Origin of the sequence: Pseudomonas sp. IT-P294 (genome assembly GCF_949767865.1) — a bacterium.
Classification (GTDB): Bacteria; Pseudomonadota; Gammaproteobacteria; order Pseudomonadales; family Pseudomonadaceae; genus Aquipseudomonas.
Genome location: NZ_CATKQW010000011.1, coordinates 607957 through 622358 on the forward strand (window position 1 = coordinate 607957; position 14402 = coordinate 622358).

General features: G+C 60.6%; 11 protein-coding genes. 7 read left to right on the top strand and 4 right to left on the bottom strand.

What is annotated here, in order from left to right:
- Positions 1–16: 16 nt before the first annotated feature.
- The 4 genes from ACM6I0_RS10160 to ppk2 all read left to right on the top strand — a co-directional run bounded on the left by ACM6I0_RS10160 (position 17) and on the right by ppk2 (position 6928).
- Entirely contained in the window at positions 17–2503 is a 2487-nt protein-coding gene (locus tag ACM6I0_RS10160; protein ID WP_414922186.1) for an efflux RND transporter permease subunit, read from the top strand.
- A 66-nt stretch (positions 2504–2569) separates the two neighbouring features.
- Positions 2570–4348 (top strand): acyl-CoA dehydrogenase C-terminal domain-containing protein, encoded by a 1779-nt coding sequence (locus tag ACM6I0_RS10165; protein WP_414922187.1) that lies wholly within the window; start codon positions 2570–2572, stop codon positions 4346–4348.
- Positions 4349–4385: 37 nt separating this feature from the next.
- Entirely contained in the window at positions 4386–6050 is a 1665-nt protein-coding gene (locus ACM6I0_RS10170) for a fatty acid--CoA ligase (RefSeq protein WP_414922537.1), read from the top strand.
- A 56-nt stretch (positions 6051–6106) separates the two neighbouring features.
- Positions 6107–6928, top strand: coding sequence for a polyphosphate kinase 2 (ppk2, locus tag ACM6I0_RS10175; protein ID WP_414922188.1), 822 nt, complete (start codon positions 6107–6109; stop codon positions 6926–6928).
- A 10-nt stretch (positions 6929–6938) separates the two neighbouring features.
- Here ppk2 and ACM6I0_RS10180 read toward each other — a convergent pair whose 3' ends face one another.
- From ACM6I0_RS10180 to ACM6I0_RS10195, 4 genes are all read right to left on the bottom strand, one after another.
- Complete coding sequence (locus tag ACM6I0_RS10180; RefSeq protein ID WP_414922189.1) at positions 6939–7586, bottom strand: MliC family protein; 648 nt, start codon at positions 7584–7586, stop codon at positions 6939–6941.
- A 144-nt stretch (positions 7587–7730) separates the two neighbouring features.
- Complete coding sequence (locus ACM6I0_RS10185) at positions 7731–9068, bottom strand: NAD(P)/FAD-dependent oxidoreductase (RefSeq protein ID WP_414922190.1); 1338 nt, start codon at positions 9066–9068, stop codon at positions 7731–7733.
- A gap of 75 nt (positions 9069–9143) precedes the next feature.
- Positions 9144–10091 (bottom strand): dihydrodipicolinate synthase family protein, encoded by a 948-nt coding sequence (locus ACM6I0_RS10190; RefSeq protein WP_414922191.1) that lies wholly within the window; start codon positions 10089–10091, stop codon positions 9144–9146.
- Positions 10092–10151: 60 nt separating this feature from the next.
- Positions 10152–11078, bottom strand: a complete 927-nt coding sequence (locus tag ACM6I0_RS10195) for a 4-hydroxyproline epimerase (protein ID WP_414922192.1) — start codon at positions 11076–11078, stop codon at positions 10152–10154.
- A 251-nt stretch (positions 11079–11329) separates the two neighbouring features.
- Between ACM6I0_RS10195 and ACM6I0_RS10200 the strand changes: the two genes are divergently transcribed.
- The 3 genes from ACM6I0_RS10200 to ACM6I0_RS10210 all read left to right on the top strand — a co-directional run bounded on the left by ACM6I0_RS10200 (position 11330) and on the right by ACM6I0_RS10210 (position 14266).
- Positions 11330–12133 carry a helix-turn-helix domain-containing protein gene (locus ACM6I0_RS10200; RefSeq protein WP_414922193.1) on the top strand — a complete coding sequence of 268 codons (804 nt, stop codon included), beginning with the start codon at positions 11330–11332 and terminating at the stop codon, positions 12131–12133.
- Between the two features lie 44 nt (positions 12134–12177).
- Positions 12178–13104: a Gfo/Idh/MocA family protein gene (locus ACM6I0_RS10205; RefSeq protein ID WP_414922194.1), complete on the top strand. Its 927-nt coding sequence runs from the start codon at positions 12178–12180 to the stop codon at positions 13102–13104.
- 133 nt (positions 13105–13237) lie between these two features.
- Positions 13238–14266 carry a chemotaxis protein CheB gene (locus ACM6I0_RS10210; RefSeq protein ID WP_414922195.1) on the top strand — a complete coding sequence of 343 codons (1029 nt, stop codon included), beginning with the start codon at positions 13238–13240 and terminating at the stop codon, positions 14264–14266.
- Positions 14267–14402 lie beyond the last annotated feature (136 nt).

Genomic DNA, 14402 nt, shown 5'->3' on the forward strand with positions numbered 1-14402 from the left:
GAGCGAGTACCCTGACATGGGCAACCTCAAGCAAGACACCATGCCGGTGATCCGCCACATGCGTGACTTCGATCGACGCTCGGGCAACCGGCTGGAGCGCTGGGTCTTCAATTACCGTCCGCTGTTCATGCTGTGCATGACCCTGGTCACGCTGCTGTTGGGCTATATGGCGGCCACCCGCCTGGAGCTGCGCCCCAGCTTCGAAAAGATGATTCCGCAGAGCCAGCCCTACATCCAGAATTTTCTGGAGAACCGTAAATCATTGCGTGGCCTGGGCAGTTCGGTGCGGGTGGTGGTGGAGAACACCCAAGGCGATATTTTCGACCCCGATTACCTGACTGTACTCAAACAGGTCAACGACGATTTGTTTCTCTCCGAAGGCGTTGACCGGGCCTGGATGAAGTCGTTGTGGAGCCCGGCGGTGCGCTGGAACGAAGTGACCGAGGAGGGCTTCCAGGGTGGCCCGGTGATGCCCGACGCGTACCACGGCTCGCCCGAAGACATCGACCAGTTGCGCCAGAACATCAATCGCGCCGGCATCGTCGGCAGCCTGGTGGCCAGCGATTTCAAATCGAGCATGTTGATTGTGCCGTTGCTGGACAAGGCTTCGGCCACCGGCCAAGGCATCGATTACTACGCCTTCGCGCAGAAGCTCGAAACGCAACTGCGCGACAAGATCGAATTTGCCGGTGACAGCCAGGCACGCAAGGCCGGGGAGGAGGGCAAGGGCAAGTACAAGGTCCGTGTGATCGGTTTCGCCAAGCTGATCGGCGACCTGATCGATGGCCTGATCCAGGTGATGATGTTTTTCGGCCTGGCGGTGGTCACCTCGTTCGTCATCATTTATCTCTACACCCGTTGCCTGCGCAGCACGCTGCTGGTGATTGTCTGTTCGCTGACTGCGGTGGTCTGGCAGCTGGGCATCGTTGCCTGGCTGGGGTATGCCATCGATCCGTATTCGGTGCTGGTGCCGTTCCTGATTTTCGCGATCGGTGTGTCCCACGCGGCACAGAAGATGAACGGCATCATGCAGGACATCGCCCGTGGCACCCATAAACTGGTGGCGGCGCGGTACACCTTCCGGCGTCTGTTTATTGCAGGGGTTACTGCCTTGCTAGCGGATGCGGTGGGCTTTGCAGTGTTGATGCTGATCGACATTCCGGTGATCCAGGACCTGGCGATCACCGCCAGCATCGGCGTCGCCGTGTTGATCTTCACCTCGCTGTTGCTGATGCCGGTGGCGCTGTCTTATATCGGCGTCGGGGCAAAGGCGGCTGAACGGGCGTTGAAGATCGACACCCGCGCGGCGCAGAGCCGAGGGTTCGGCAAGCTCTGGGATTTTCTCGACCGCTTCACCACGCGCAAGTGGGCCACGGGCATCGTGCTCGGGGCCGTGGCGTTGGGCGTCGCAGGCTTCATGGTCAGCCAGCATCTGCAAATCGGCGATCTCGACAGTGGCGCCCCGGAGCTGCGCGCGGACTCGCGTTACAACCGTGATAACGCCTACATCACCAGCCACTACGCACTGTCCAGCGACCTGTTCGCGGTGATGATCAAGACGCCGCCCGAAGGCTGCCTCAACTACCAGACCCTGATCCTGGCCGACCGTCTGGCCTGGGAACTGCAGCAGTATCCGGGCGTGCAGGCAACTTCATCGCTGGTCAATGCCGTGCGCCAGATCACCGCCGGTTCGTTCGAAGGCAACCCCAAGCTCAACAGCATCCAGCGCAATCAGAACGTGCTGAACTACGCGGCACAACAGGCCTCGGTCAACGCGCCGGAACTGTTCAATACCGACTGTTCGGTGATGCCGGTCATTGCCTTTCTCAAGGACCACAAAGCCCAGACGTTGGACGCCGTGGTGGCCATCGCGGACAAGTTCGCCAAGGACAACAGCACGGCCGATCGCCAGTTTCTGCTGGCCGCTGGCACCGCCGGCATTGAAGCCGCCACCAACATCGTAGTGCGCGAAGCCAACCACACGATGCTGCTTTACGTGTACGCGGCGGTGACGCTGTTCTGCCTGATTACCTTCCGCAGCTGGCGTGCCACGCTGGTGGCGCTGCTGCCGCTGGTGCTGACCTCGATCCTGTGCGAGGCATTGATGGTGATCATGGGGATTGGCGTGAAGGTGGCGACGTTGCCGGTGATCGCACTGGGGGTGGGGATCGGCGTCGATTACGCCTTGTATTTGCTCAGTGTGCAGCTGCATTACCAGCGCCAGGGCCTGCCATTGGCCCAGGCTTACCGCAACGCGGTGTCCTTCACCGGCCGCGTGGTGGGGCTGGTCGGCATCACCCTGGCGGCGGGCGTGGTGTGCTGGGCCTGGTCGCCGATCAAGTTCCAGGCCGACATGGGCATCCTGCTGACCTTCATGTTCCTCTGGAACATGCTCGGTGCGCTGATCCTGATCCCGGCGCTGTCGCATTTCCTGCTGCGCAACATTCTCCCCATTCCAACGATGTCCACCGAACGTACGGCGGAACTGATCGGCACTCCCTGAACCAGGGGCCACTTCCATTGACCAGGGCAGGTTCAATGCCCTGGCATTTGCCTGAGGATTTCAATCATGTCTGATTACAAAGCACCCTTGCGTGACATGCGTTTCGTACTCAACGAAGTGTTCAACGTTTCCCGATTGTGGTCCGCCATGCCGGGCCTGGCCGACGTGGTGGATGAAGACACCGCCAATGCAGTTCTTGAGGAAGCGGGCAAGATCAGCGCCGAGCTGATCGCACCGCTCAATCGCAGCGGCGACGAGCAGGGCTGTTCCTGGAACGACGGGGAGGTGATTACCCCGGACGGTTTCGGCGTCGCCTATCGGGCCTTTGCCGAAGGGGGTTGGGTGGGCGTGGGCGGTGATCCAGTCTACGGTGGCATGGGCATGCCCAAAGTGATCGGCGCTCAGGTCGAGGAGATGGTCAATGGCGCCAATCTGTCGTTCGGCCTGTACCCGATGTTGACCGCCGGCGCCTGCCTGGCGATCAACGCACACGCCAGCGACGAGCTGAAAGCCACGTACTTGCCCAACCTGTACGCCGGGCTCTGGACCGGCTCCATGTGCCTGACCGAGCCGCACGCCGGCACCGACCTTGGGCTCATTCGCACCAAGGCCGAACCTCAGGCCGATGGTTCCTACAAAGTCAGCGGCACCAAGATATTCATCACCGGCGGCGAGCATGACCTGACCGAGAACATCATCCACCTGGTGCTGGCCAGGCTGCCCGACGCGCCCCCAGGTCCCAAGGGCATTTCGCTGTTCCTGGTGCCCAAAGTCATGGTCAATGCCGACGGCAGCCTCGGGCAGAAAAACGCACTGTCCTGCGGCTCCATTGAACACAAGATGGGGATCAAGGCCTCGGCCACCTGCGTGATGAACTTCGACGGCGCCACGGGCTGGATCGTCGATGCGCCGAACAAGGGCCTGGCGGCGATGTTCACCATGATGAACTACGAGCGTCTGGGCGTCGGTATTCAGGGGCTGGCCACCGCTGAGCGCTCTTATCAAAATGCGCTGGCCTACGCCCGTGACCGTTTGCAAAGTCGTTCGCCGAGCGGCCCGCAGGCCAGTGACAAGGTGGCTGATCCGATCATCGTCCACCCGGACGTGCGGCGCATGCTGCTGACCATGAAAGCCTGCAATGAAGGCGGCCGGGCCTTCTCCACGTACGTGGCAATGCAACTCGACATCGCCAAGTTCAGTGACAACCCGGACAAACGCAAGCGCGCCGAGGCGCTGGTGGCGTTGCTAACGCCAGTGGCCAAAGCGTTTCTGACCGATCTTGGGCTTGAATCCACCGTGCACGGCCAGCAAGTGTTTGGCGGCCACGGCTACATTCGCGAATGGGGCCAGGAACAACTGGTGCGCGATGTGCGGATCACCCAGATCTACGAAGGCACCAACGGGATTCAGGCGCTGGACCTTGTCGGACGCAAGATCGTCGGCAGCGGCGGGGCGCTCTACAAGCTGTTTGCCGACGAGATTCGCCACTTCAGCGCAAACGCCTGTGCTGACCTGGCGCCATTCACCCAACCGCTCAATGCGGCCCTGGACAACCTCGACGAATTGACCGCCTGGGTGCTGGACCGCTGCACATCCAACCCCAATGAAATCGGCGCAGCGTCAGTCGAGTATCTGCACGCCTTCGGCTACACCGCTTATGCCTACATGTGGGCACGGATGGCCAAGGCCGCGATTGGCAAGGAGGCGCAGGACGATTTTTATGCGAGCAAGATGGGCACCGCGCGTTTCTATTTCGCGCGCCTGTTGCCACGCATTCAGTCGTTGGCTGCGTCGGTCAAGGCGGGCAGCGATTCGCTTTACCGGCTCGATGCAACGCAGTTCTGACGTGACCGCCACTCAACAGACTCAGGAAGACCTCACAGTGGTAACGACAAAAATAATCGCTCACGCGCCAGGCGCCTACGCCTATCCGCTGCTGATCAAGAGCCTGCTGCTCTCGGGGGCGCGGTACTCGCCCGATCAGGAAATCGTCTACGCGGACAAGCTGCGCTACAGCTACCGAACGCTGAATCAGCGCATCCAGCAATTGGCCAACGCGCTGACCCAGGCGGGCGTCAAGGCCGGGGATACGGTGGCGCTGCTCGATTGGGACAGCCATCGGTACTTGGAATGTTTTTTTGCCGTGCCGATGCTGGGCGCGGTGTTGCATACGGTCAATATCCGCCTTTCGGACGAGCAGATTCTCTACACCATGAACCATGCCGAGGATGACCTGGTGCTGGTTCATGATGATTTCCTGCCGTTGATGGAGCGGATTCACGATCAGCTGACGACGGTCAAAGGCTACCTTCAGCTCAGCGACGCCGACGTGCCATCGACCACGCTGCCGGTGCTGGGGGAATACGAAAACCTGTTGGCGCAGGTGGAGCCGCACTTCGAGTTCCCGGACTTCGATGAACACTCGGTGGCGACCCTCTTCTACACCACTGGCACCACCGGAAATCCCAAGGGCGTTTACTTCAGTCATCGCCAGTTGGTGCTGCATACGCTCAATGCCGTCGGCACGTTGGGGGTGTATCAAGGCGCGCCGCTGTTACGTTCCGACGATGTCTACATGCCCATCACGCCGATGTTTCATGTGCATGCCTGGGGCGTGCCTTATGTCGCGACGCTGATGGGCATCAAGCAGGTCTATCCGGGGCGCTACGAGCCCAATCAACTGGTCAGGTTGTACCGCGAAGAAAAGGTCAGTTTTTCCCATTGCGTGCCCACCATCCTGCAAATGATCCTGGGGTGCGACGAAGCGACCCGGACCGACTTCAACGGCTGGAAAATGCTCCTGGGCGGCAGCGCCTTGACTCACGGGCTGGCGTCCCAGGCCACAGCGCGGGGCATGTGTGTGCATAGCGGTTACGGGATGTCGGAAACCTGTCCGTTGCTGTGCGTGACCCACCTGCGTGACGCCGAACTTGACCAGCCAGCGCAAGCGCAAGTGACAGCTCGCATCAAGACCGGCGTAGCGGTGCCGATGGTCGACCTGAAAATCATCGATGCCTGCGGCAATGACGCGCCTCAGGATGGCGAAGCGCTGGGGGAAATCGTGGTGCGGGCCCCTTGGCTGACCCAGGGCTACCTCAAGGATCCGGACCAGGGTGCGCAACTGTGGGAGGAGGGCTGGATGCATACCGGTGACATCGCGTCCATCGACGCCTTGGGTGTGATCGAGATCAAGGACCGGATCAAGGACGTCATCAAGACCGGCGGGGAGTGGGTCAGCTCACTGGAACTGGAAAACCTTCTCAGCGAGCATCCCGCCGTGACCTCGGTGGCGGTTGTCGGCATTCCTGATGCCCAGTGGGGTGAACGGCCAATGGCGCTGGTGGTGTGTGCGGCGGGAGAGCGTATTACCCCGGACATGCTGGTGGCGCATCTGCATCAGTACGTTGAGCGCGGCCATATCAACAAGTGGGCGATTCCCAAGCAGATCAAGGTCGTGGCCGATATTCCGAAAACCAGTGTCGGGAAAATCAACAAACGCCTGATCCGTGAACACGAACTCAGCCAGCAAGCACTGGAAATTGGCTGATCTGGACTAGACTCATGCGAGTTAGCTCAGTGACTTATTCGCGTGAGGCCTTGGACATGGCAAAGGAAAAAAAGCGCAGCAAAAAAAGTGATGCCGACGAACACCCGAAGATGACTAACAAGCAGTACCTGGGTGAACTGCGACGACTGCACGTCGAGCTTGTGAAGCTGCAGGAATGGGTGCAGAACAAAGGCATCAAGGTTTGTATTGTCTTCGAGGGCCGCGATGGTGCCGGCAAGGGTGGGACCATCAAGGCGCTGACCGAACGGGTCAGCCCGCGCGTCTTTCGGGTCGTGGCGTTACCTGCACCGACCGACCGTGAAAAAAGCCAGATGTATGTGCAGCGTTACCTGCCGCATCTGCCTGCAGCAGGCGAAATAGTGATTTTCGACCGCAGCTGGTACAACCGCGCGGGCGTCGAGCGAGTCATGGGGTTTTGCACCAAGGAGCAGGCTGAAAGTTTCCTCAAGGCCATTCCCCTGGTGGAGCGCGCGATTGTCGATTCGGGGGTGATCCTGCTCAAGTATTGGCTGGAAGTGAGCCCCGAGGAGCAAACACGTCGGCTTGAAGAGCGCATCAACGACGGACGCAAAATCTGGAAGCTGTCGCCCATGGACCTGAAGTCTTACAGCCGCTGGTATGACTATTCGCGTGCCCGGGACGACATGTTCAAGGCGAGCGACACCGAACACGCCCCCTGGCTTGTGGCCAATTCCAACGACAAGCGCCGGGCGCGCCTGAACATCATTACCGACTTGCTCAGCCGTATCCCGTACAAGAAGGTGCCGCGAGAGAAAGTCACGCTGCCCCCACGGCAGAAACCCGGAAACTATCGCGAGCCGGATCATCCGTTGCGGCATGTGCCCGAGAAGTTCTGAGTACCTGCGATCAGCCGGCCGGTTCGGCCGTACAACTCATCGCCACTGAGCCAGGCTTCTGGAAAACTGCTGTATTGTCGGTTTGCCAGAAGCTGTAGCTTCCCAGCGCATCCTTGCCGATGTAACGGCTTCCCACATCACTCTGCACCTGGTTCAGGGTGATCGAGGTGTTGGCCCATTTCAGGTACACGACACCAGGCTGGGTGATGAAAAAGGTGGCGGCAACCAACACGTTCAACCCGGTACATCGAAATGCCACGGGGCCTTCAGTCAGCCTGTCCGGGTCCTTGGTCCGCACAATGGCCGAACCCTGGCGCAACTGGTACGCACGCTCGGCATAACTGCGGATGACGCACGTTTTGGGCACTGGGTCGGAGGCACACCGATTGCGGGTGTCGACCCAGAACTGCTGGTCGATGATGACGTTGTCTGGCGGCGGTACTGAGCGCTCATCCGTGAGCGCCAATCGATAGAGGCGCATCAGTTCAACGTCCATCTGCGCCAGGAGCGGGTCGCGACAGATCAACTTTTCGACGGTTGCCTTTGCCGTGGCGCAATCGAAACTGGTTTTGAAGGACGCCGCGTTGGCACAGGTGCTCGTCGCCGCGCACAAGCTGGCAGCGAGCAGGCAGGTGAAAAGGGTCGCGACCGTTTTCATGTTGGCTTCACCCGAATCATTGCGTGATGCGCGGATTGCCGTGGGCCTCTCTGTCCGGTGAGCAGTCATTCGTTTGCATAGGGTGTATCGCAGTGTAAGCCAGTGCTCGAAACTTGCCACTCCCGCCCGCCGGCGGGTGTTTTTTCAGAATCGATCCAGCCTGTAGGGTTCAAGGGCCGGCAACCCTAGGGAAGGAGGCACCGTCGCAGGCAAGGCGATTTGCGCGATCAGTTCGGCGGTCACCGCCGCTTGCGTCAGCCCCAGGTGCTGGTGACCGAAAGCCAGCAGCACCTTGCCGTCGCACACTCGGTCGATGATCGGCAGGGAGTCGGGCAAGGACGGGCGAAACCCCATCCAGGGCGTGGCCGCCTGCGCATTCAAGTCCCGGGTGAACAGGCCGGCACTCAACCGGTGCAATTGCCAGGCGCGCTCCATGGCCGCCGGCCGCTCGAGGCCGGCGAACTCAACGGTGCCTGCCAATCTCAGTCCATCAGTCATCGGGGTCATGATGAACTTGCGCTCCAGCGAGGTGACGGCGAAAGGCAATCGCTCCTGCTCATGAGGCAACATCAGGTGATACCCGCGCTCGGTGTCCAGCGGCACCTGCTTGCCGGTCAGCGCTGCCGTCAGCTTTGCCGAGTGGGCGCCGCAGGCGATCAGTACCCGGCGCGCCATCAGAAGGCCTTGATCGGTGATCAGCGAGACACCGTCCGCCTGGAGACGGGCGCTAAGGACCTGTTGCTTGAGGAAATGCACGCCGCTGGTTTTGGCAGCCTCTACCAGTTCACAGACAACCCGGTAGGGGTCGAGAAAATGACCCGTTTGCGGAAAAAACAGTCCGCCCTGAATACGCTCGCTGAGTTGAGGTGCCGTCTCGCGCACCGAGGTGGCGGACCAGTAATCGACCGGCACCTGTTGATGCTGCATCCGCGCCTTCAGCGCTTCGATGGCCTGGCGCGAGTCGGGACGTTCGAATACCAGTAATGAACCGTCCTGACGTAGCAGATCGGGGTGGGCAATATCCTTCAGCAATCGGTGCCAGGCGCCAAGGCTGCTTTCGTTAAGTGCGCGCAGGCCGGACACGGTCCGTTGGAAAGGCGCTGCGCGCAGATTCAACAGCAGGCGCGTGAACCAGGGCAGGGCGTGCGCCAGGTATCTCCAGTCCAGACGCAGCGGGCCCATCGGGTCGATGAGCATGCCGGGCAGGCGTTTGAGGATGGACAGGTCGGCGATGGGAAACACCTGTTCGGTCGCCAGGTGCCCGGCATTACCGAACGAGGCGCCCCGGCCAGGGTCTTGCTGGTCGATGACCACCACTCGCAGACCTTGGCGTGCCAGCCGAAGGGCACAGGCGACGCCGATGATGCCGGCGCCGACCACGGCAATGTCCGGGGGCTCTGTGGCGGGGCCGCTCGTCCGGATCGCTTGGTGGCGAGCGGAGTTGGCGTGCTCGCCGATCAACGTTTGGCCTGTCACAGTCATGGCGCTTTCCTGGCGATAAGGGTGGACCCGGCGGCGAAACCGGGTGCTGACGCAGTGGGCTCGGTCAGGTTGAAATCAGGCGACGTTGTGTTCTGCCGACCAGTGCTTGTACCACTGGCGGAACAACGCGTACTGGTTCTCGGCGTAGTGCCGTTGGGCATCGCTCAACACATCGGTTTCGTTGAAATGCAGGGTGTATTCCTTGTCGCCATTGAGCACCATCAGGTGCTTGTAATAGAGCACCAAGTCGCAGCCCTCGTCGAAGGACGACAGCACCGCCAGCGCCGATTCCAGTTCGGTAGCCAAGCGGCGGGCCTTGGCGTCGCCCTTGGCCGCTTGCTTGCTCAGCGTCACCAGTTGCAGCACTTCACGCGGCAGCGCATTGCCGATGCCAGTGATCGCGCCAGTGGCGTTGCAGTTGACGAAACCATGGACCACCTGGGTGTCGACACCCACCATCAGGGTGACGTTGTCGTCCGCCGAGGTGATGTTCTCGGCTGCGTAGCGCAGGTCGGCGGCACCACCAAACTCCTTGAAGCCGATCAGGTTCGGGTGTTCGCGGCGCAATTCGAAGAACAGGTCAGCACGGGTGGCAAAGCCATAGTAAGGGCTGTTGTAGATCACCGCCGGCAACTGCGGGGCCGCCTGCAAAATGGCCGAAAAGTGCGCTTTTTGCGCGGCGTGCGAGGCCCCACGGGAGAGAACGCGGGGGATCACCATCAGGCCATGGGCGCCGACGCTGGCCGCATGGGCCGCGTGGGAAATCGCTTCGCGGCTGTTGACAGCGCCGGTGCCGACGATGGTCGGAACGCCTGCGGCGACCAGACGAGCCACGCCTTCCTGGCGCTCGGCTTCGGTCAGCAACGGCCAATCACCCATGGACCCGCAATACACCACCGCACTCATGCCGATATCGACCAGTTCGCGCCCCTTGGCCACCAACGCATCGAAATCCGGTTTGCGTTCGGCGGTGCAGGGGGTCATCAGCGCAGGAATGCAGCCAGTGAAAATGCTATCGCTCATTTGTTCAGCTCCTTGACGCGTTTATTCGAATGACGGAAAGGTGAAGTGCCGCGTGGTTGCTCAAATGCCCCACGCGAAGGGATCCTGTTCGTCGATCAGCAGTGTGCTGTCGGCGGTCATGAAGGCCTGGCCGGTAATGAACGGGCGGATGCGCTCGCCTTCCCATTCGTAACTGCCGACGAACTGGCTGCCGGTGATGCTGGCCTGGACCCAGCGCTCGCCGGCGGCGAGTTTCCCATCGGCGGCCAGGCACGCCAGTTTGGCGCTGGTGCCGGTGCCGCAGGCCGAGCGGTCGTAGGCTTTGCCGGGGCACATGACGAAGTTGCGGCTGTCCGCGTGCTCGTCGTCGGCAAACAGTTCGACATGGTCGATCAACGCGCCGCCTTCGCCATGGATACCTTGGGCCTCCAGCGCCTTGAGCATCGCCCAGGTGTATTCGGTGAGGGCTTCGACATTGTCCAGTTGCAACGCCTGGCCGTGGTCGGACACCAGGTAGAACCAGTTGCCACCCCAGGCGATGTCGCCGAACACGCGGCCGTGTCCGGGAACATCGACCGGGACTTGTTTGCGGTAGCGGTAGGCGGGCACGTTTCGCAAAGTCACCGTGCCGTCTTCATGCAGCGTGGCGTCGACCGGGCCGACCGGCGTGTCGATCTTGTGCACACCAGGCGCAATGTGGCCCAGGTAGTGCAATGAGTTGACCAGGCCGATGGTGCCGTGACCGCACATGCCGAGGTAGCCGGCGTTATTGAAGAAGATCACGCCACACGTGGCATCCGGCGAGACCGGTTCACAATACAGGGCGCCGACCAACACATCGTTGCCACGGGGCTCCAGCAGGCAGGCCCGACGCCATTGATCGTGGTGATCGCGCAGGGCATCACGCTTCTCGACCATGGTCTGGCCGGGCAGTTGCGCGAAGCCTTTCATCACCAGGCGGGTCGGTTCGCCGCCGGTGTGGGAATCGATGACGTGGATGCGTTTCATGAACGTGCCTTCGCCTGACATAGCGTCGCCTTTTTGTGGGTTGTTGGATCGGCAGGTGTGCATGCAATGGCCACAGCGTGAGCGTGTCAGGGCATTTGCGATTGATGTTTTGCGTGGGCACGGATGACGAAATCGGCACAATGCGCGTGCACAAGACGACCACATCGCGGGCACCTCGACACGGCTCCCGCCTTGGGTCAATCTGCGCGAAGAAGGCTTTTGTCTATTCAGAGAAAGGGAGAACAGGATTCATGACGCAGCACGCCTTAGCGGTCCTGTGCCAGGGGAACGAGCTGAATCGGCCCGACACCCTCGATGAATTGCTGGCGGGCGTGGCGTTTCTGTTACCGATGCTGGATGTGATCCCTAACGCCGCGATCTTTATCAAGGACCGTCAGGCGCGCTATGTCATGGCCAACCGCACGCTGGTCCAGCGCTGTGGATTGAAGCAGTTGCAACCGTTGCTGGGGAAAACCAGCGCCGAGGTGTTTCCTGCACAATTGGGGCCTGGTTATACCGAACAGGATCGTCGGGTACTGGAGCAAGGCTTTGTCCTGGAGGACCAGCTGGAATTGCACTTGTACGGCAGTCGGGAACCCGGTTGGTGCCTGACGCATAAACGACCGTTGTACAACCGCGACGGTGAAATCATTGGCTTGGCAGGGATTTCGGTCGACCTGCAGTCCACCAGCGATACCCACCCGGCGTACCAGCGACTGGCAGCGGTCGATCAATACATCCGCGCGCATTTCAATCGCCGTGTCACCTTGGGCGAACTGACGCGCATCGCCGGGATTTCAGTGGCGCAACTGGAAAGGTACTGCAAGCGAGTGTTCCACCTGACGCCGCGACAGATGATCCAAAAGGTTCGCCTGGAGCACGCGCATCGTCTGTTGCACACCGATATTCCCATCACCGACGTGGCTTTGCAGTGCGGCTACACCGATCACAGCGCGTTTACCCGGCAGTTCAAGGCATCCACCGGGTTCACGCCGCGCCAGTATCGGCAGGCAACCCGGCACGTCAGCAATGACTTCCCCACCGTACAAACGTAATCTTCCCAATCCGCGTCCCCTATAAGAAAAATCAGGAGTCATTGATGCAACCGATCCGTCTCGGTCTGGTGGGCTATGGCAAGATTGCCCAGGACCAACACGTTCCCGCCATCAACGCCAACCCCGCGTTCCAGTTGGTGTCTGTCGCAACCCAAGGGCAGCCCTGCGCCGGGGTCGAGAATTTCCGGTCCTTGAGTGAGCTGCTTGAAAACGGCCCGCAGGTCGATGCGATCGCCTTTTGCACCCCACCGCAAGGTCGATTCGCGCTGGTGCAACAAGCACTGGCTGCCGGCAAACACGTGCTGGTAGAAAAACCGCCGTGCGCCACGCTGGGTGAAGCGATGGCGTTGGCGAGCCAGGCGCAGGAGCAGGGCGTTAGCGGTTTGTTCGCCTGGCATTCACGCTACGCGCCCGGCATCGAAGCCGCCCGTGACTGGCTGGCCACCCGCACCCTGCAAAGCGTGCAGATCGACTGGAAGGAAGACGTGCGCAAGTGGCACCCTGGCCAGGCATGGATCTGGCAGCCCGGCGGCCTGGGTGTCTTCGATCCCGGCATCAATGCCTTGTCGATAGCAACCCATCTGCTGGCGTTGCCGCTGTTTGTCGAGTCTGCCGAACTGCACGTCCCCAGTAACTGCCAGTCGCCGATTGCCGCGTCCATCAAGATGTCTGACGCGCGTCACCTCGATGTCCGTGCGGAGTTCGATTTCGACCACGGCCATGATGAGCTCTGGAGTATCGAGATTCGCTGCACCGAAGGCACGTTGCGCCTGGACAACGGTGGCGCACTGTTGAGCATCGACGGCGTGCCCCAAGCCGTATCGGAGGAGGGCGAGTACGCCGCGGTGTATCGACATTTTCAACAGCTGATAGGCGATAAAGTCAGTGACCTGGACCTGCAACCGTTGCGCCTGGTTGCCGACAGCTTTTTTGTCGGCAGTCGCGTGTCGGTCGAGCCGTTTTACGATTAGCGGTTGCGCTTGTTAACTGCTCGCAGTCTCTAACTATTGGGTCGGTTGCTCAGAGGGCACCAGACGCAAGAGCTACTCTTGATTGTGTACGTTGCCAATGGCAGGCGGACTCATTTCGAGTGGGAGGCGCCTTGTGACTGATGAACTTGATGCCGGTGCGCGAAACATTGTCGTTATCGGCACCTCGGCGGGTGGTGTTCAGGCGTTGATCGCCTTGTTTGAAAATCTACCTGCCGACCTGCCCGCGGCCTTTCTTGTCGTGATGCATATTCCCGCTCATGAACCCAGTGTCCTGCATAGCATTCTTGCAAGGGTGACAAACATGCGGGTCGTGGCGGCCCAGGAGGGGCAGCGGATTGAAGCGCGCACAGTCTATGTCGCCATTGCGGATCGGCATCTGATGATTACGGAGGATGGGATACGCCTGACGCGTGGGCCCAAGGAGTGTCGTGCCCGGCCCGCTGTCGATGTGCTGTTCCGCTCAGCTGCGGTCAATTACGGCGCTCGGGTCATTGGCGTCATTCTGTCCGGCGCATTGGATGACGGCACGGCGGGAATGTGGGCGGTCAAGGATCGGGGTGGATTGACCTATGTGCAGGCCCCTGGCGAAGCCATGCAGAGCTCGATGCCCGACAGCGCAATTGCGCATGTGAACATTGATCTTGTCGGCCCGGCGGCAGTGCTCGCCACCGCACTCTGCAAAGCGATCGGTAGCCCGATAGCTGATCAGCAGACACACGAGGTAAAAACCCGTCATGTGATCGAAAGCGTTATCTCCTTGAAAGGAAATGGTCTCGAAGCAGGTGTCATGGGATTAGGTAAGGTTTCCCAATTCACCTGTCCTGATTGCCACGGCGTGTTGGTGCAAATCGAAGAAGGCACCATCGTCAGATTTCGTTGCCACACGGGTCATGCCTTCTCGATGAAGTCGTTGATTTGCGAGGTCAACGAAGCCATCGACACGGGACTGTGGGACACATTGAGGGCGGTGGAGGAAAGAATCCTGCTGCTGCGTCAAATGGCTGAACAGGCGGCAACTGTTGGCGCTGCCAATGACGCCGCCGAATGCACTCGACAAGCTGATCTGGCTGAAAAACGCCTGACGCCACTGCGTGAATGGGTGCTCGATCCCAAGCTCTTTGGTCACGATGACGATAAATAAGTTCTACCGCCAAGCGACCTTGGCACTGTGCAAAACTCCCGCCCGTCACCCGCCTGAATACCCAGCCTATAGAACCTGCACTAACCCGTAGATGCGTTGTCAGTTATTGGCGCCTGTAGCGACGAGGATCGTCTCT

Excerpts from the sequence above, each read along its gene's own strand:
- ACM6I0_RS10165 (WP_414922187.1), top strand. The coding sequence starts at position 2,570 with ATGTCTGATTACAAAGCACCCTTGCGTGACATGCGTTTCGTACTCAAC.
- ACM6I0_RS10205 (WP_414922194.1), top strand. The coding sequence starts at position 12,178 with ATGCAACCGATCCGTCTCGGTCTGGTGGGCTATGGCAAGATTGCCCAG.
- ACM6I0_RS10200 (WP_414922193.1), top strand. The coding sequence starts at position 11,330 with ATGACGCAGCACGCCTTAGCGGTCCTGTGCCAGGGGAACGAGCTGAAT.
- ACM6I0_RS10180 (WP_414922189.1), bottom strand. The coding sequence starts at position 7,586 with ATGAAAACGGTCGCGACCCTTTTCACCTGCCTGCTCGCTGCCAGCTTG.
- ACM6I0_RS10190 (WP_414922191.1), bottom strand. The coding sequence starts at position 10,091 with ATGAGCGATAGCATTTTCACTGGCTGCATTCCTGCGCTGATGACCCCC.
- ACM6I0_RS10160 (WP_414922186.1), top strand. The coding sequence starts at position 17 with ATGGGCAACCTCAAGCAAGACACCATGCCGGTGATCCGCCACATGCGT.
- ACM6I0_RS10195 (WP_414922192.1), bottom strand. The coding sequence starts at position 11,078 with ATGAAACGCATCCACGTCATCGATTCCCACACCGGCGGCGAACCGACC.
- ACM6I0_RS10185 (WP_414922190.1), bottom strand. The coding sequence starts at position 9,068 with ATGACTGTGACAGGCCAAACGTTGATCGGCGAGCACGCCAACTCCGCT.
- ppk2 (WP_414922188.1), top strand. The coding sequence starts at position 6,107 with ATGGCAAAGGAAAAAAAGCGCAGCAAAAAAAGTGATGCCGACGAACAC.